We start from the raw sequence: 16,421 nt of genomic DNA on the forward strand, positions 1-16,421 counted from the left end.
CGGACCTCAGCCACGGCGACCGCCGTAGGACGGCAGCGCCCCGCTGGCCGGGGCCGGCGTCTGGGCCAGCACCTCGGTGACGACGGAGCGCGGGTCGATGCGCTTGAGCCACATCTCCGGGCGCAGCGAGATGCGGTGGGCCAGGGCGGGGATCGCGACCGCCTTGACGTCCTCGGGCACCACGTAGTCCCGGCCGCTCAGCGCCGCCGACGCGCGGGACAGCAGCAGCAGCGCGAGGGAGCCGCGGGGGGACGCGCCGACCAGCACGTGCGGGTGCACGCGGGTGGCGGCGGTCAGGGCGACGATGTACCGCCCGATCGAGTCCTCCACCATGACGTCCTCGAGCGCCGCCTGCATGGCCAGCAGCGTCTCGGAGTCGACGACCGGCTCGAGGATCGCCTCCTCCTGCCGCCGCGACATCCGCCGCCGCAGCACGTCCCACTCCTCGTCGGCCTCCGGGTAGCCGAACGACACCCGCAGCAGGAACCGGTCGAGCTGGGCCTCGGGCAGGGGGTAGGTGCCCTCGTACTCGATCGGGTTCGCGGTGGCGAGCACGTGGAACGGCGCGTCGAGGCGGTAGGTGGCGCCCTCGACGGAGACCTGCCGCTCCTGCATCGCCTCCAGCAGCGCGGACTGGGTCTTCGGGGGCGTGCGGTTGATCTCGTCGGCGAGCAGCAGGTTGGTGAAGACCGGCCCGGCCCGGAACGAGAACTCGTGGTTGCGCTGGTCGTAGAGGAACGAGCCGGTGACGTCGGCGGGCAGCAGGTCGGGCGTGAACTGCAGGCGGCGGAAGCCGATGCCGAGCGCCTGGGCGAACGAGCGCGCGGTCAGCGTCTTGCCCAGGCCGGGCAGGTCCTCCAGCAGCACGTGGCCGCCGGCCAGAATCCCGGCGAGGACCAGCTCCAGCGAGTCGCGCTTGCCGACGACCACCGTGCCGACCTGGTCCAGGACCACCTTGGCGATCCGGCCCACCTCGGCCGGTGCGAGCGTCTTCATAGCGCCTCCACCTTTGCGACGATCGATGCTATGTCCTGCGGGCTGGGCACGCGGGACGGTGTGTAGTGCAGCAGCTGCCAGAGCTCCTCGCCGACGAGCCGGCGCGCCTGCTCCGGCTGGCCGGCCAGGGTGATGCCGTGGCGCTGGCGGAGCCGGGCGTCGACCAGGTCGGTGAAGCGGGGCACGACGACGGCCGCGAAGCGGTTCGGGTCGCGCTCGCCCCACACGAACCGGTCGTCCCACTTGGCCACGGCCAGCAGGATGCCGTCGCCGGACGGGATCGCGTCGCGCAGGTCGCGCCGCCCGGGCGCCCGATCCGGACGCCGCCCCTCCCGCGGCCGGGCGACCGGCTCCAGGCCGACGCCGGTCAGGGTGGCGGGCAGCTCGTCGGCGCGGACCTGCTGCAGCATCTCCCGGATCACCTGGATGGCGACGATGACGAGCAGCACGAGCGCGTACTGCAGGGTGTAGCCGACGAAGTACAGGATGCCGCCGCCGACCGTGGTCAGCGCGACGGCGACGAACAGCCGGCGCACCCACCAGCGCCAGTCGAACGGGCGCGACGGGCGGCGGGCGGGGCGCGGCGCCTGCTCGCGGCGCGGGACCGCGGGGCCGCCGTCGAAGAGCTCGTCGAGGCCGACCACCTGCTCGTCACGGGGCACCGGGCTCACCCCCGCGCGCGCCGACGCCGGCGAGCTCGGCGCGGATCTGCCGCAGGGCGCCGATCGCGTCCTGGCGGGAGCGCTCGCCGACCGGGTGGGTGGCGTAGCGGGCCTCGCGGTACACCTCGGCGAAGCCCTCGAGCGTGGCGCGGCTCACCTGATGGGCCGCGAGCAGGCGGGTGACGAGCTCGGTCGGGCTGTCGCCGACCAGGCGCGGCGTGCCGGCGGCCGCGGCGGCGCGCTCCAGGCGCACCCAGCAGGCGATCACGGCCCGGCGGGGGTCGGTGTCGGTGTCGCTGAGCTCGACGATGCCCGCCTCGACGGCGGCCATGACCTCCTCGGCCGCGCCCGCGGTCATCGGGCGGGGGGCCTCGGGCTCGACGAAGACCCGCGCTTTGGGCTTGGCGGTGCGGTTGGTCAGCAGGTAGTAGACCAGGCTGCCGACCAGGACCAGGACGAGCAGCCCGCACAGCGCGGTCGCGCCGGTCAGCACCCAGCCCGGGATCTCGAGCTCCTCGTTGCGCCCGGGGTCGGGCGGCGGCTCGGCCTCCTGCTGGTCGCTCGTGGCCACGACGGTCGGGGTCGGCTGGTCCACGGCCGGCGTCGCCACCGGCACGTTGTTGATCTCCAGCGTGGACATGGACGACGCCAGCCCGCCGATGATGAGCACGGCGATGACACCCAGCACCGGCCACCATCGGCTGAAGGTGCGGTCCCGAGCCTCCACCAGCATCCCGTCGCTCTAAGCAGGCCCGGCGAGCTGCTTCGCCCGGGCGAGAATCTCGTCCAGCATTCCTGGCGTGAGCCGACCGGTAAAGGTGTTCTGCTGGCTCACGTGGTAACAACCGAGCAACGCCGGGGCGCGTTCGGCCTGCCACAGGGTCCCGTGGCCGAACGGTACCTTCCTTGCCGGTGCTACACCGTAGACGGCTCGCAGCGCAGGCCAGAAGGCGGCCCACGCGAATGCGCCGAGGGCGATCACCACGCGCAGGTCAGGGGCGATCTCGCGCAGCTCGCGATGCAGGAAGGGCGCGCAGGTGTCGCGCTCGGCCGGGGTGGGCTTGTTGTCCGGCGGGGCGCAGCGCACGGCGGAGAAGATCCGCAGGCCGGTCAGCGTGAGTCCGTCGTCGCGGGAGGTGCTGGTGGGCTGGTTGGCCAGGCCCGCGCGGTGCAGCGCCGCGAAGAGCACGTCGCCGGAGCGGTCGCCGGTGAAGATCCGGCCGGTGCGGTTGCCGCCGTGCGCGGCGGGGGCGAGCCCGAGGATGGCGATGGGCGCCCGGTGCGAGCCGAAGCCCGGCACCGGACGCCCCCAGTACTCCTGGTCCCGGAAGGCCGCGCGCTTGACGGTGGCGACCTCCTCCCGCCACGCCACCAGCCGGGGGCAGCGGCGGCACTCGGAGATCTCCTGATCGAGCCGGTCGAGCGCGTCTTCCACAGCTCAGACGTTAGCCGGACGCCGACGGGCTCCCGCTCGGGCTGGTGCTCGGGCTGGTGCTCGGGCTGCTGGACGCTGTGACGGAGGGGGTCGTGGTCGGCGTGACCGAGGGGGTCGGTGCCGTCCGGCCCAGCGGGCACAGCGGGTAGGCGGGGGTGGCCCGGGGCTCGGGCTCCTGGCCCGTGTAGCAGCGCCACGCGTCGCCCATCGAGATCGGGTTGCCGTTCTGGTCGTACAGCGTGACGTTCTGCAGCGGCCGCCCGTCCTGGTCCACCGGGTACACGTCCACGACCCCCTCGTACGGGTTGTACGAGGACTGCGGCAGGTAGGTGTGCGAGCCCCCGAGCCGGTCCAGGTTCACGGCGATGACCAGCACGCCGATCACGCCGAGGGCGGTGATCCCGTAGCCGACGAAGCGGTGCATGCGCGGGCGGCCGAGGGCACCCAGCCGCACCGAGACGATCACGGCCGCGGCCATGAGCACCCAGCCGAGCGGGTCGTCGATGCGGTCGGTCGGCAGGATGTCCATCGCGAAGATCAGCACCACGATGGCGACCCCGCGCGCGACCCACCAGGCCGGGCGCAGCAGGCGCAGGAAGTCGGTGGCGTGCTCGTAGCCGATGAGCCGCCCGCCGCGCGCGTCCACGGTCCGCAGCCGGCCGCGCAGCCGCTCCAGGTCGATCCGGGCGGCGCTGACGTTGCGGCCCCCGGCCTCGATGCCGGCCGCGGCGCGCAGCTCGGCGGCGTAGGCGGCGGGCGGGCCGAGCCGCTCGACCAGCGAGCCGCCCTGCTCCTCGAGGACCTCGGCGAAGTGCGCGGGCAGGTCCTCCATGAGGTCGTCGCGCACCTCCTGCGGCAGGTCGGCCAGCGCCTCCCCGACCCGTTCGAGGTAGTAGTCGATCTCTATGCTGCTGCCACTCGGCGCGATCATGCCGCCACCTCCGCTTCGCTCCGGCACCGGCATGACAGGACCTGATCTCCCTGATGAGCGGCCACTCCGCTTCGCTCCGTACCGCTCATGCCGCCTCCTCCCCGATGAGCCGGTCCATGGTCTGCGCGAAGCCCGTCCAGACCTTGCCGGACTGGGCGAGCTGGGCCCGGCCGGCGGCGTTGAGCGCGTAGTACTTGCGATGCGGTCCCGACTCGCTGGGCACCACGTAGGTGGTCAGCGCGCCGGCCTGGAACAGGCGGCGGAGGGTGCCGTAGACCGACGCGTCGCCGACGTCGTCGAGGCCGGCCGAGCGCAGCCGGCGCAGGATGTCGTACCCGTAGCCGTCCTCGTCGCGCAGCACGGCGAGAACGGCGAGGTCGAGCACCCCCTTGAGCAGCTGGGTGGTGTCCACGGCAAGCAGAGTAGTACGCAATGCACAGTAGTATCAAGCGCGTAGGACCGCGACGCGCAAAAAGGCGGCCCGCGATGGATGCGGACCGCCCTGCGAAGGTCTTGCCGGTTCTTGCTGCGCCTTACTTGGCGTCGTCGAGGCAGAGGGCGTCACCGCTGCTGACGTCGGTGCCCTGCCACAGCACGTACTTCGCGTCGGAGTACGCGTCGCAGACGGTGGCCTCGTCCTTCAGGGACTCGGTCTGCGACACGCCGTTCTTGATGCCCACGACCTTGTACTTCGCGGTCGCGTCGTCGCACTTCACGATCTTCACACTGACGTTCTTCGACGTGCTGTCGCTGATCGAGTCGCCGGCCAGGCAGTCGCCGACCTTGGCGTTGGACGCGTCGGAGTTGACGAACTCGTTCCACTTGTCCTTGGCGAACAGGTACGTGCCGCCGCAGCAGACGATCGCGAGCACCGCGATGACGCCGAGGATGATCAGGATGATCTTGCCGGCGCTGCTCTTCTTCGGGGGCGGCGGCGGGGCGCCGAACGGCGCGCCACCGGGCGGCGCGGCCGGGGCACCGTAGGCCGGCTGGTCGTACGGCGAGCCGGACGCCGGCGGCTGGCCGTAGGACTGGTCGTACGGGGCGCCCGAGGAGGGCTGACCGTACGGGGAGCCCGACGAGGGCGGGCCATACGGGGAACCCGAGGAGGGCGGGCCGTACGGGGCGCCGGACGACTGCCCGTACGGCGGCTGGTCGCCGCCGGGCGGCGGGTAACCCCCGCCACCGGGTGGCGGGTAGCTGCCGGGCGGCGGGTACTGATCAGACATGCGTTTCCTTCCGGGGGTATGCCGCAAAGATCACCCTAACGGGCAAAATGCCGGTTGAGCTTGGAAAACCGACCTCTTACCCGCTGGAGACGGCTCACGATATCGGTAGAGGGCCAATGCGCGCAGCACTGAGCGTGCTCGTACTACGGTGTGCGCCGTGACCGATCTGTTGAAGCGGCTCGCCGCGGCGCCCGGTGTCTACCGAGGCCGCGGGGACGGGCTGGAGTCCGGACCATTCGTCGCCCGGATCAAGGTGACCTCGGTGGTGCGGGGCAACGCCATCACGCTGGACTACGAGGCCGTCAGCGACAGCAAGGGCCTGCAGCACGTCGAGCACACGATCCTCACCGCGAGTGAGGCCGGCCGGCTGGAACTGCACGTCACGTGCCTGGAGCTGCCGGGTGTGACGCGATTCGTGCAGAGCGAGCCGGGGGTGTTCAACGCCTACGAGGGCGCCCTCCTGGCGAAGATCATCGTCACCATGCCGAGTGAAGGGGTGCTCACGTACGGCTGGTGGTGGTCCCGCGACGACGCCGAGCCCCGCGAGCAGTCCCGGGCCGAGGTCCGCCGGACCGGGTGACGCGGTGCACGGCACCTGAGCTGCTCTGACACAAATCCGACAGGGCAAACCTGAGGAACTTACGCGAGCGACAGGGCGATTCCGTCGAGAATGTCCGACTCGGAGGCGATCACCGAGTCGACCCCCACCCGATCGACGATCACCCGCAGGATGAGCGCCCCCGCGCCGATCACGTCGGCGCGGCCGGGGTGCATGACGGGGTGCTCGAGGCGCTGGGCGGCGGACTGGCCCAGCAGCCCGGCGGTCACCTTGGCCACGTCGGCGGCGGAGATCCGCGCGCGGTGGATGCGCTTCGGGTCGTACTCCCCCAGCCCGAGCGCCAGCGCCGCCACCGTCGTCACCGAGCCGGCCAGCCCGACCAGCGTGCGGGCCCGGGCGCCGTCGACCGCGGCCAGGGCCCGATCCACCGCGGCCTCGATGTCCGCCTCGGCCGCCGCGATCTGCTCCGGCGTCGGCGGGTCGGCGCGCAGGTGCCGCTCGGTCATGCGCACGCAGCCGATGTCGACGCTGATGGCCGCGTCGACGTCGCGCTCCCCCACCACGAACTCGGTCGAGCCGCCGCCGATGTCCACCACGAGGAAGGGCGCCTCGGCGGTGAGCCCGCGCACGGCGCCGGAGAAGGACAGCCGCGCCTCCTCGTCGCCGGTGATCACCTCGGGCGGGAAGCCGAGCGTGTCGAGCACCATCGCGCGGAAGTCGGCCGCGTTCCCGGCGTCCCGCGAGGCGCTGGTCGCCACCATCCGGGCCGCGTCGACCCCGGCCCCGGCGATGTCCGCGGCGTAGTCGGCCAGGGCCAGCCGGGTGCGCTCGATCGCGGCCTCCGACAGCCGCCCGGTCCGGTCCACGCCCTCGCCCAGCCGGACGATGCGCATCTGCCGGGTCACGTCCGAGATCTCCGAGTCCCCGGAGACGTCGGCGATGAGGAGTCGGACCGAGTTGGTCCCGCAGTCGATGGCCGCCACGCGCTTCACACCCGAAGCCTACAAATGCAGCAGCATCCGATGGTTGCCGAGGGTGTTGGGCTTGACCCGCTCCAGGTCGAGGAACTCCGCGACACCCTCGTCGTAGGAGCGCAGCAGCTCCTCGTAGATCTGGTGGGTGACCGGGGTGCCGTCGATCGGCACGAAGCCGAACGAGGCGAAGAAGCGGGTCTCGAAGGTCAGCACGAAGACCCGGCGCACGCCGAGCTGGCGCGCCGCCTCGAGCAGCTCGGTGACGATCCGGTGGCCGATCTTGTGCCCGCGCAGGAGCGGGTCGACGGCGACGGTGCGGACCTCGGCGAGGTCCTCCCACATCACGTGCAGAGCGCCACAGCCGACGATCGTGCCGTCGCTCGTACGCTCGGCGACCCAGAACTCCGGCACGGCCTCGTAGAGCGCGACGGTGGGCTTGGAGAGCAGGCGCCGGTCCGCGACGTACATCGCGACCAGTCGCCGAATCCCCCGCACGTCGGCGGTTCGGGCCCGCCGGACGGTTACCTCCATGGGCGTAAGGGTAGTGGCGCGCGGATGTGGCTCCTGACACGCGATCGGGTGCTGATGGTCACCACTGCGCTCATGACGGTGGTGGCCGGCACCATGACGGTCCTGTACGTGACCAAGGACGCGCCCGCCGAGCGCCCGCCGACGGCCCCCGCGGCCGGCCCGACCCAACCGCCCCGGCCGAGCGCCCCCGCCTCCGCCGCCCCCGGCTCGATCAAGGCGGCGTACGCGGTGCGCAGCAAGTGGAAGGACGGCTTCAATGCCGAGGTCACCGTCACCAACCTGGGCAGCCAGCCGCTCATGGGCTGGATCGTGCGGCTGGAACTGCCCAAGGACGTCGATGTGACCTCGACCTGGGGCGCCACCGCCGAGCTCGGGCCGGGGCGGCTGGTGCTGCGCTCGCAGGCGTACAACACCTACCTGGAGGCCGGCGGGGTGATCCGGATGGGATTCGAGGCCAAGGGACCAGCCGGACCACCGACAAGCTGTTCCGTCAATGGCTCACCCTGCTAACGTCAACAATCCGACTGTTCGGCCGCGAACGGGCTCCGGTCCCGCTCTCGGGTGAAGTCTGACGTACCGTCTTTGGGTGCTGACCCCACCGGCGGGACTCCCCGAGGACGCCCTCGGGGCGGTGCTGACCAAGGAGTGGGGCATTCCGGTCAAGTCGCTGAGCTATCGGGCCGTCGGCTTCGGCAGCCACCACTGGGAGCTCACCGACACCGCCGGCTTCCGCTGGTTCGTCACCGTGGACGAGCCGGCCGACCCCGCGAAGCTCGACGCCTCCCTGCGGGTCGCCGCCGACCTGCACGCCACCGGGCACTCCTTCGTCGTCGCGCCGGTCCCCGCGCTGGACGGCGCCGTCGCGGTGCACCAGGGGCCGTTCACGATCGCGCTGTACCCGCTCGTCGAGGGCGCCAGCTTCGAGTGGAACGCCTTCACCGGCCCCACGCACCGCCGGGCCACCCTGGACATGATCATCCGGCTGCACACCGCCCCGCCCATCGCCCGCCGCCACGCGCGCGTGGACGACTTCGCGGTCCCGCACCGCGACGAGGTCGAGGCCGCCCTGCGCCGGCCCGGCGACGAGGCCGCCTGCGGCCCCTACGCGGTGCCGGCGGCCGACCTGCTCGAGGCGCACCGCCGGCCGCTGCAGCGGGTGCTGGCCCGCTACGACGAGCTCGTGCTGCAGAGCCGGGCCGAGCCGGTGCGGGCGGTGCTCACCCACGGCGAGCCGCACTCGGGCAACACCATGCGCACGCCGACCGGGTGGCGCCTCATCGACTGGGACACGGTGCTGGTCTCCCCGCCGGAGCGCGACCTGTGGCTGATCGAGCCCGGCGACGGGTCGATCTTCGCGGCCTACGCCGAGGCCACCGGCGTGCTCGTCCGCCCGTCCACGATCATGCTGTTCCAGCTGCGGTGGGCGCTGTCGGACATCGCGGTCGAGGTGCGCCGCTTCCGTCGGCCGCACACCGGCACCCAGGACGACGCCGAGGGCTACGAGATCCTGCGCTCAGTCGTCACCAGCATCGAGTGACACGCCAGCATCGAGTGACACGCAGGGCCCCTGCGCCCACCACTCGCCGGCCAGCTTCAGGGTCTCGTCGCCGAACGGGTTGACGCCCGGCCCGACCGCCAGGGCGTGCCCGAGGTGGACGTGCAGGCACTTCACGCGGGTCGGCATGCCACCCGCGGAGACGCCGTCGATCTCGGCCACGTGCCCGACCGCCTCGCGGCGGCGCAGGTAGTCCTCGTGGGCGGCCTGATACCGGGCGGCGAGGTCGGGGTCCTCCGCGAGCCGGGCGCCCATCTCGCGCATCAGGCCCGCCGACTCGAGCCGGCTGCACTCGTGCACGGCCCGGGGGCAGGTCAGGTAGAACAGCGTCGGGAACGGCGTGCCGTCGGGCAGCCGCGGGGTGGTCTCGACGACGTCGGGCAGGCCGCAGGGGCAGCGGTGGGCGACCGCGCGGGTGCCCCGGGGCGTGCGCCCGAGCTGGGCCGCGACCACGGCGAGATCCTCCTCGGTGGCCGGCGCGGTGCTCTCGTCCGATTCGCTCACTGTTTGTCCGCCGCCTCGACGCTCGACCAGAGTTTGCCGTACCACGGCCGGGGCGGCTTCGGCGCGCCCGGCAGCTCGGCGGGGTCGGTGGCCTGGTTGTTCGCCGGGTCGACGACCACGTAGGGCTTCTCGCCGGGCAGCACCATGTGCAGCCGCTGACGGGCCTGGGAGATCACGTATTCGGGGTCGTCCCACTTCTTCGCGCGCGCCTGCATCTCGGCGACCTTGACGCTCTGGCGCTGCTGGCTCTCCTCCAGCGCCTCGATCTCGGCCTGCTGGGCGAGGTAGACCCGCACCGGGTAGGCGTAGGCGAGCAGCAGCACGAGCAGCACCAGGCTCAGCACGACCGCGCGGCTGGTGAACCGGCGCGGCTGCGGGGCCCGGGTGCGCAGCGCCGCCCCGGCGCCGGTGGCCACGGCCCGGCGCGCGACCATCGGCCGCGAGGGCGCCCGGCCGGCCCGCTGCGTGCCCCGGCGGTCGCCCTGCCCACGCGGGGCCGAGCCGCGGGGGCCGATGCCGCGCCCGCCCGGCCTGGTGCGCTGCTGCATGTGCTCCTCCCCAGCTCCGTGCGGCCCGTGACCCCGGTCCGCCCGGGGCGGATCGGGGTCGCGGGCCGATCAGAACGATTTATGCACGGTAGCGCGGGAAGGCGCCCCGGCCGGCGTAGCGCGCCGCGTCGTCGAGCTCGTCCTCGATGCGCAGCAGCTGGTTGTACTTCGCGACCCGCTCGGAGCGGGCCGGCGCGCCGGTCTTGATCTGACCGCTGCCCACGGCGACGGCGAGGTCGGCGATCGTGGTGTCCTCGGTCTCACCCGAGCGGTGGCTCATCATCGTGCGGAAGCCCGCGCGGTGCGCGAGGTCCACGGCGTCGAGCGTCTCGGTGAGCGAGCCGATCTGGTTCACCTTCACCAGCACCGCGTTCGCGGTCTCGGTGGCGATGCCCCGGGCGATGCGCTGCGGGTTGGTGACGAACAGGTCGTCGCCGACGATCTGGATGCGGGAGCCGAGCGCGTCGGTCATCGCCTTCCAGCCGTCCCAGTCCTCCTCCGACAGCGGGTCCTCGATGGACACGATCGGGTAGGCGTCGACGAGCTGGGTGTAGTACGCGATCATCTCGTCGGACGACTTGGCGGCGCCCTCGAACGTGTAGGCGCCGTCCTTGAAGAACTCGGTCGCGGCCACGTCGAGCGCGAGCACGATGTCGCTGCCCAGCGAGAAGCCGGCCTTCTCCACGGCCTCGGCGATCAGGTCGAGCGCGGCCGCGTTGGTCGGCAGGTTGGGCGCGAAGCCGCCCTCGTCGCCGAGGCCGGTCGACAGGCCCTTCTTCTTCAGCACCGACTTGAGCGTGTGGTAGACCTCGGCGCCGGTGCGCAGGGCCTCGCGGAAGGTCGGGGCACCGACCGGCGCGATCATGAACTCCTGCACGTCGACGTTGGAGTCGGCGTGGGAGCCACCGTTGAGGATGTTCATCATCGGCACCGGCAGCAGGTGCGCGTTCGGGCCGCCGAGGTACTTGAACAGGCTCAGCCCGGCCGAGTCGGCCGCGGCCTTGGCCACCGCGAGCGACACGCCGAGGATCGCGTTCGCGCCCAGCTCCGACTTCTCCGGGGTGCCGTCGAGGTCGAGCATGGCCTGGTCGACGAGGCGCTGCTCGGTGGCGTCGAAGCCGCGCACGGCCTCGGCGATGCGCTCGTTGACGTTCTCGACCGCCTTCTCGACGCCCTTGCCGAGGTAACGCTTGCTGTCGCCGTCGCGCAGCTCGTTGGCCTCGAACGCGCCGGTCGAGGCGCCCGAGGGAACCGCCGCCCGGGCCAGGGTGCCGTCGTCGAGGACGACCTCGACCTCGACCGTCGGGTTGCCCCGCGAGTCGAGGATCTCCCGCGCGCCGATTGCTTCGATAGTGGCCACTGTCGTGTCACTCCTTGCCGAAAAAATTGTGGTCGGCCGCCACGGTGCGGCACCCCTGAGCCTATCCCCCGGCGGGATCTCGCCCGCCGCTCGGGTTACAGATCCAGCAGCGTGCGCAGGTGGCGCGGGGGCGGGGAACCGTGCGCGAGCATCCGGTCGTGCCAGTCGCGGAGGGTGACGTTCGCCGGGCGTTCATCGGCGATCTGCCGGACCTCGGTGTAGCCCACGAAATACGTCGACAGCTGCGTCGAGCTCAGCAGGGCGCGGCGCCACTTGCCGGCCGCCTCGCCCTCCTCCTGGAACCCGCGCTCCATCATCAGCGCCATGGCGTCGGCCTCGCCCATGCCGTCGCAGTGCACGCGCTGGTCGATGATGGCATTGATGCTCATGCGCAGCTGCATCTTCAGCTGCTGCAGGCGCACCGGCAGGCCGCCGAAGCCCCGCTCGGCCATGAGCTCCTCGGCGTAGACCGCCCAGCCCTCCACGAACGGGCCGCTCCAGCCGATCGCCCGGGCCCGGGTCCGGCCGCGGAAGCGGCGGGCGTGGGCCAGCTGCAGGAAGTGGCCCGGCGTCGCCTCGTGGACGGTCAGGTCGCGCAGCATGTGGCGGTTGTACTCGCGGTAGAACGACGCCACCCGCTCGCTCGACCAGTCGGCCGGCGTCGGCGAGATGCAGAAGAACGTCGGCAGCTCCGCGGGCTCCAGCAGGCCCGGCGGGTCGCAGTAGGCCACGGCCACGCCGCGCGCGAACTCGGGCATCTCCATGATCACCAGGGGGTCGTCGATGAGGGTGATCAGGTCGTGCTCGCGCACGAAGGCGGTCGCCTCGTCCAGCGAGACCTTGGCCAGCTCCACGATGGTGTCGTCGTCCGGCACGTCGGCCGCGGCCCGGGAAAGGGCCGCGCGGATGTCCCGGTCGCCGGTCAGCTCGGCCGCGACCTCCCGCAGCTCCTCGGTCACCCGGTCCAGGTTCGCCTCGGCCCGCTCCAGCACCGTGCGGGCGCCCAGCTCGGTGTCCAGCGTGTGCCAGAGCCGCGCCTCCCACAGCCGGCGGCCCAGGCGGGGGTCGCGGTCGCTCGAGTCGAGGCGCCCGCGCAGCCAGTCGGCGAAGGCGTCCAGCTCGGTCGCGGCGCGCTCCTGCGCCGGCGCGATCACCTCGGCCAGGCCGGGCTCCTCCTTGAGCAGCTCGCCGAGCTCCTCGCGCACCAGCCGGGCGGTGCCCGTGAACTGACCGATCGCCGTCTCGACGTGCACGCGGGGCGACTCGCCGAGCACCTCGCGGGCGGTGGCCAGGGCGTCGGGGATCGCGCTCAGCCGCGCGGCGAGCGACATCAGCCGCTGCTCGGCCGGGGCGAAGGGGCGCGAGATCAGCCCGTGCAGCAGGGTGCCGGGGTTGTGCACGAGCGGGTTCCACTCGTGCTCGCGGATCTCGGTGCGCTCGAACAGCATCCGCTCCACCCGGGCCAGCAGCACGGCGTGGTCGACCTGGTCCTGCCGGTCGAGCTCGTCGACGTCGATCTGGCTCAGCGCGGCGGAGGCGTCGCGCAGCATGTCGACGTCGCCGGCCACCCCCTCGGCGGAGTAGTCGGGCAGCCGGTTGTCGAAGCGGTGATCCCCGGCGCCGGCGGCCAGCGCGGGCGCACACTCGAGCAACGCGTCCGCGATGTGCTCGGCCAACGGAACAAAGTGCTGGGACATCCCCCGACCGTATCCGGTGCGCGATGCCGGCGCTCACCCCCCGGGTCACACGAGCGTGGCGAGTTCGCGCACCGCGGCCGCCAGCTCGTGCGGCGTGTGCGCGGCGTAGCCCAGCACCAGCCCGCCCGGCCCGCCCTTGCGCACCCGCAGCGTCGACAGCGCCAGCGGGCCCAGGCCGGCGGCGGCCGCGCGTTCGGCCACGGCGCGGTCGTCGACGCCCGGCGGCAGCTCCACGACCAGGTGCAGGCCCGCCGCGATGCCGCCGATGCGGGCGCGCGGCAGGTGCCGGCGCACGGCCGCGACCACGGCGTCGCGGCGCTCGCGGTGCAGGCGGCGGGCGCGGCGCAGGTGCCGGTCGTAGCCGCCGCCGGCCAGGAACTCGGCGAAGGCGAGCTGCTGCAGGGCCGGGCCGCCGTTGTCGGCGTCGTGCTTGGCCGCGCACAGGTCGGGCAGCCACTGCGGCGGCGCGGCCAGCCAGCCCAGCCGCAGGCCGGGCGCGAGGACCTTGCTCACCGAGCCGACGAGGGCCACCCGGTCCGGGGCCAGGCCCTGCAGGCAGGCCACGGGCTCGCGGTCGTAGCGGTACTCGGCGTCGTAGTCGTCCTCCACCACGAGCCCGTCCACGCGCCGCGCCCAGGTGATCACCTCGGCCCGCCGGCCGGGGGCGAGGACCACGCCGGTCGGGAACTGGTGGGCCGGGGTCAGCACCACCGCGCGGACGCGGGTGCGGGCCAGGGCGGCGACGTCGAGGCCGTCGGCGTCCACCGGCACGGCGAGCACGTCGAGGCCGAGCCGGGCCAGGTGCTCGCGCAGCGCGGCCGGGCCCGGGTCCTCCAGCGCGATCCGCTTGACCCCGCGGGCCAGCAGCACCCGGGCCAGCAGCGCCAGGCCCTGCGTGACGCCCGCGGTGACGATCAGCCCGTCGGCGGGCACGAGGGCCGCCCGGACGCGGCCGAGGTAGCCCGCCAGCTCGGCCCGCAGCCGCGGCACGCCGGTCGCGTCACCGTAGTCGAAGTCCGCGTCGAGCGCGCTGGTCAGGGCGGTCTCGTAGGCGCGGCGCCAGGCCGTGCGGGGGAAGGCGCCCAGATCCGGCACGCCCGGGCGCAGCGGGGCGACCACGGCGCGCCGCTCGGCGACGTCGGCGCGGCGGCGGGGCGCGGCCGCGACCACCTCGGCCACCACGGTGCCGGAGCCGCGCCGGCTGACCAGGCGGCCCTCGGCGGCCAGCTGCTCGTAGGCGCCGACCACCAAGCCGCGGGACACGCCCAGGTCGGCGGCGAGGTCACGGGTCGAGGGCAGCCGGGTGCCGGGGGCGAGGCGGCCCCGCGTGATCGCCTCGCGCAGGGCGCCGACGAGCTGCTCGCCGACCCGTGGGCGGGTGCGGTCGAGCTCGACCAACGCCTCCCATACCGACAAGAAGTGGCCCTCCGAAACGGTCCCTCGGTGGCACTGTAGCGGGTACCACTGGCGCTCGTAAGTTCGTGCGCATGACCCGGCGTCACTCCGCCTACTGCATGCTGACCTGCGCGATTCTCGGCGGCTCGTTCGTCGTGAGCCGCTCGGTCGTCGCCTATCCGATCCTGTCCGGCCAGGCCCTTCGCTACGCGCTGGCCGCCGTCACGCTCTTCGCGCTCGTCCGGCGCGAACCCGCGCGGACCCACCCGACCGGGCGGGAGCTGGTGCGCCTCGGGCTCGTGGCCGCGACCGGGCTGGTCGCGTTCAACATCCTGCTCCTGTACGCCCTCCAGCACGCGGACCCGGCCGTCATCGCCACCGTCGTCGGCGTGAGCCCGCTGCTGCTGGCCCTGCTCGGACCGCTGTCGGAGGGCCGCCGCCCGGCCCCGCGGCTGCTCGGCGCGGCCGCGGTGGTCGTCGCCGGGGCGGCGCTGGTCTCCGGCTTCGGCGCGCACGACACCGCGGGGCTCGTCGCGGCCGGTGGCGTGCTGGCCTGCGAGGCGGCCTTCTCGCTGCTCGCCGCGCCGCTGCTGCCCCGGCTCGGACCCGTGCGCGTCTCGGCCTGGAGCACGGCCCTGGCCGTACCACTGCTGCTGCTGCTCCTGCCCCTGACCGGCGAGCGGCCGCGCCTTCCGCACCCGTGCGAGGCGGCCGCCCTGGCGTTCCTCGGGCTCGTGCTGACCGTGGTGGCGTTCGTGTGCTGGTACACGGGCGTGGCCGGCCTCGGCGTCGACCGCGCGGGCGTCTTCCTGGCCCTGGTGCCGGTGTTCGCCCTGGGCACCGCGGCCGTGGTCGACCACGAGGTTCCGGGCCCGGCCAAGGTCCTCGGCGTGTTGCTGGTGGGTGCCGGACTCCTGCTGACCGCGAGCCGTTCACCGGCGCGCTGATCGGCGCGTTCGCCGACCCGCGCACCGCCGCCGCGGCCGTGCGTCAGGGCCGCGAGCTCGTCATCGGCCTGTAGTACGTGTCCTGCGCGAGCGAGGAGCGGAACGCGTCGAGCACGCCGGGGTCGTCCGAGACCATGAACTGGTTCGTCGGCCCCTTGTTGTCGGTGGGGTCGGACTCGAAGTACAGCACCGCGCGGATCTGCGGGTTGGCCTTGAACGTGGCCGAGGCGTCGCGCAACCACGACGCCCGCTGCTCGGTGCCCCAGCTGCGGGCGATGCCGAACTCGCCGACCATCACCGGCTTGCTCGGGTGCTTCGCGCCGAACTCGAGGAACGGGCGCATGAGCTGGCCGATGGTGCCGTACTTCGTGCCGGCGTACACGTCCACGCAGGTCCAGTCGACCTGGTCGTCGCCGGGGTAGAAGTCCGCCGCGTAGCCGCCCTGGAAGCCCTCGGCCGTCGGGCACCACACCCACGAGGCGTTCGTCGCGCCCTCCTGGGTGAAGATGTTGCGCACGTACTTCCACGCCGCGATGTAGTCCGCGCCCGACCACATCTGCGCACGCAGGTTCGGGCGGTCCATCTCCCAGCGGTAGCGCAGCAGCACCGGGTGGCCGAACGCCTTGAGCTCCCGGGCCCGCTGGCGGATGAGGTCGTCGTAGCGGCCCATGGTGATGAGCCGGGTGTCGCCGCCGGCCCACGACAGCATCAGCGTGCTGCCGCGGGCCGCGAACTGCCGGTCCGAGACGGTGTCGAAGTCCTCGTCGAAGCGGCGGTAGGTGTTGACGATCGCCATCTTGCGCCCGAGCGACTGCTCCCAGGCCGTCATCGCGGTCACCCGGCCGGACTCGGTCAGGCTGCCGGGCCGCACCCAGGCGCCGAGGTAGGAGCCATGCTTCGGCGGCCCGACGGGCCCGGCCTGGAACGGCCCCTCCGACGTCGCGATGGCCGGCGGCCCCGTGTCCACGGTGGACGATGGGGCCGCCGACGGCGGATGCGTCCGGCTCCCGTGGTTGAGCACCGTCAGGGTGATCCCCGCGGCGACCGCGACGGTCACGGCCACCACGGCGACGGTAACGACGATCCGCTTCAAAGGGG

Annotated in this window: 19 protein-coding genes; 4 read left to right on the forward strand and 15 right to left on the reverse strand. The window is 73.2% G+C overall.

Going from position 1 to position 16,421, the window contains the following annotated elements:
• Nucleotides 1-6: 6 nt before the first annotated feature.
• The 7 genes from ACQP2P_RS42245 to ACQP2P_RS42275 form a co-directional block, all read right to left on the reverse strand.
• Nucleotides 7-996 carry an AAA family ATPase gene (locus tag ACQP2P_RS42245; RefSeq protein WP_433080596.1) on the reverse strand — a complete coding sequence of 330 codons (990 nt, stop codon included), beginning with the start codon at nt 994-996 and terminating at the stop codon, nt 7-9.
• The gene (locus ACQP2P_RS42250) at nt 993-1,658 is read right to left on the reverse strand and encodes a hypothetical protein (RefSeq protein ID WP_433610773.1); all 666 of its coding nucleotides are present in this window, start codon (nt 1,656-1,658) and stop codon (nt 993-995) included. Before ACQP2P_RS42250 ends, ACQP2P_RS42245 begins: the two co-directional genes overlap by 4 nt.
• Nucleotides 1,648-2,391, reverse strand: coding sequence for a DUF4129 domain-containing protein (locus ACQP2P_RS42255; protein WP_433610775.1), 744 nt, complete (start codon nt 2,389-2,391; stop codon nt 1,648-1,650). The genes ACQP2P_RS42250 and ACQP2P_RS42255 overlap by 11 nt, the downstream gene beginning before the upstream one ends.
• Before the next feature lie 9 nt (nt 2,392-2,400).
• Nucleotides 2,401-3,093, reverse strand: a complete 693-nt coding sequence (locus ACQP2P_RS42260; protein WP_433610777.1) for a uracil-DNA glycosylase — start codon at nt 3,091-3,093, stop codon at nt 2,401-2,403.
• Nucleotides 3,094-3,103: 10 nt separating this feature from the next.
• Complete coding sequence (locus tag ACQP2P_RS42265; RefSeq protein ID WP_433610779.1) at nt 3,104-4,024, reverse strand: HAAS signaling domain-containing protein; 921 nt, start codon at nt 4,022-4,024, stop codon at nt 3,104-3,106.
• A gap of 85 nt (nt 4,025-4,109) precedes the next feature.
• A complete protein-coding gene (locus tag ACQP2P_RS42270; RefSeq protein WP_433610781.1) occupies nt 4,110-4,436 on the reverse strand; it encodes a PadR family transcriptional regulator in 327 nt (108 codons plus the stop codon).
• Nucleotides 4,437-4,557: 121 nt separating this feature from the next.
• Nucleotides 4,558-5,253, reverse strand: coding sequence for an LppU/SCO3897 family protein (locus ACQP2P_RS42275; protein WP_433610783.1), 696 nt, complete (start codon nt 5,251-5,253; stop codon nt 4,558-4,560).
• A 157-nt stretch (nt 5,254-5,410) separates the two neighbouring features.
• On the opposite strand from ACQP2P_RS42275, the gene ACQP2P_RS42280 reads away from it, so the two are divergent.
• On the forward strand, nt 5,411-5,833 hold the full coding sequence (locus tag ACQP2P_RS42280; protein WP_433610785.1) for a hypothetical protein: 423 nt from the start codon (nt 5,411-5,413) through the stop codon (nt 5,831-5,833).
• Nucleotides 5,834-5,892: 59 nt separating this feature from the next.
• Here the strand turns inward: ACQP2P_RS42280 and ACQP2P_RS42285 are convergent, their stop codons facing one another.
• Nucleotides 5,893-6,795: an exopolyphosphatase gene (locus tag ACQP2P_RS42285; RefSeq protein ID WP_433619507.1), complete on the reverse strand. Its 903-nt coding sequence runs from the start codon at nt 6,793-6,795 to the stop codon at nt 5,893-5,895.
• Between the two features lie 18 nt (nt 6,796-6,813).
• Nucleotides 6,814-7,317 carry an amino-acid N-acetyltransferase gene (locus ACQP2P_RS42290; RefSeq protein ID WP_433610787.1) on the reverse strand — a complete coding sequence of 168 codons (504 nt, stop codon included), beginning with the start codon at nt 7,315-7,317 and terminating at the stop codon, nt 6,814-6,816.
• Nucleotides 7,318-7,341: 24 nt separating this feature from the next.
• Here ACQP2P_RS42290 and ACQP2P_RS42295 point away from each other — a divergent pair, with 24 nt between their 5' ends.
• Complete coding sequence (locus ACQP2P_RS42295) at nt 7,342-7,827, forward strand: cellulose binding domain-containing protein (RefSeq protein WP_433610789.1); 486 nt, start codon at nt 7,342-7,344, stop codon at nt 7,825-7,827.
• Nucleotides 7,828-7,903: 76 nt separating this feature from the next.
• Nucleotides 7,904-8,854 (forward strand): phosphotransferase, encoded by a 951-nt coding sequence (locus tag ACQP2P_RS42300; RefSeq protein ID WP_433610791.1) that lies wholly within the window; start codon nt 7,904-7,906, stop codon nt 8,852-8,854.
• Here the strand turns inward: ACQP2P_RS42300 and ACQP2P_RS42305 are convergent.
• The 5 genes from ACQP2P_RS42305 to ACQP2P_RS42325 all read right to left on the reverse strand — a co-directional run bounded on the left by ACQP2P_RS42305 (nt 8,831) and on the right by ACQP2P_RS42325 (nt 14,397).
• Nucleotides 8,831-9,376, reverse strand: coding sequence for a DUF501 domain-containing protein (locus ACQP2P_RS42305; protein ID WP_433610793.1), 546 nt, complete (start codon nt 9,374-9,376; stop codon nt 8,831-8,833). The genes ACQP2P_RS42300 and ACQP2P_RS42305 overlap by 24 nt on opposite strands.
• On the reverse strand, nt 9,373-9,924 hold the full coding sequence (locus ACQP2P_RS42310; RefSeq protein ID WP_433610795.1) for an FtsB family cell division protein: 552 nt from the start codon (nt 9,922-9,924) through the stop codon (nt 9,373-9,375). The genes ACQP2P_RS42305 and ACQP2P_RS42310 overlap by 4 nt, the downstream gene beginning before the upstream one ends.
• A 79-nt stretch (nt 9,925-10,003) precedes the next feature.
• The gene (gene eno / locus ACQP2P_RS42315) at nt 10,004-11,284 is read right to left on the reverse strand and encodes a phosphopyruvate hydratase (RefSeq protein ID WP_433610797.1); all 1,281 of its coding nucleotides are present in this window, start codon (nt 11,282-11,284) and stop codon (nt 10,004-10,006) included.
• Nucleotides 11,285-11,379: 95 nt separating this feature from the next.
• Nucleotides 11,380-12,981 carry a DUF885 domain-containing protein gene (locus ACQP2P_RS42320; RefSeq protein WP_433610799.1) on the reverse strand — a complete coding sequence of 534 codons (1,602 nt, stop codon included), beginning with the start codon at nt 12,979-12,981 and terminating at the stop codon, nt 11,380-11,382.
• Between the two features lie 45 nt (nt 12,982-13,026).
• A complete protein-coding gene (locus ACQP2P_RS42325; protein ID WP_433610801.1) occupies nt 13,027-14,397 on the reverse strand; it encodes a PLP-dependent aminotransferase family protein in 1,371 nt (456 codons plus the stop codon).
• A gap of 71 nt (nt 14,398-14,468) precedes the next feature.
• Between ACQP2P_RS42325 and ACQP2P_RS42330 the strand changes: the two genes are divergently transcribed.
• Nucleotides 14,469-15,323, forward strand: a complete 855-nt coding sequence (locus ACQP2P_RS42330) for a DMT family transporter (RefSeq protein ID WP_433610803.1) — start codon at nt 14,469-14,471, stop codon at nt 15,321-15,323.
• A 43-nt stretch (nt 15,324-15,366) separates the two neighbouring features.
• On the opposite strand, the gene ACQP2P_RS42335 is transcribed toward ACQP2P_RS42330, so the two are convergent.
• The gene (locus ACQP2P_RS42335) at nt 15,367-16,416 is read right to left on the reverse strand and encodes a glycoside hydrolase family 26 protein (protein WP_433610805.1); all 1,050 of its coding nucleotides are present in this window, start codon (nt 16,414-16,416) and stop codon (nt 15,367-15,369) included.
• Nucleotides 16,417-16,421 lie beyond the last annotated feature (5 nt).

Source organism: Dactylosporangium sp. CA-139114 (genome assembly GCF_050955725.1).
GTDB lineage: Bacteria > Actinomycetota > Actinomycetes > Mycobacteriales > Micromonosporaceae > Dactylosporangium.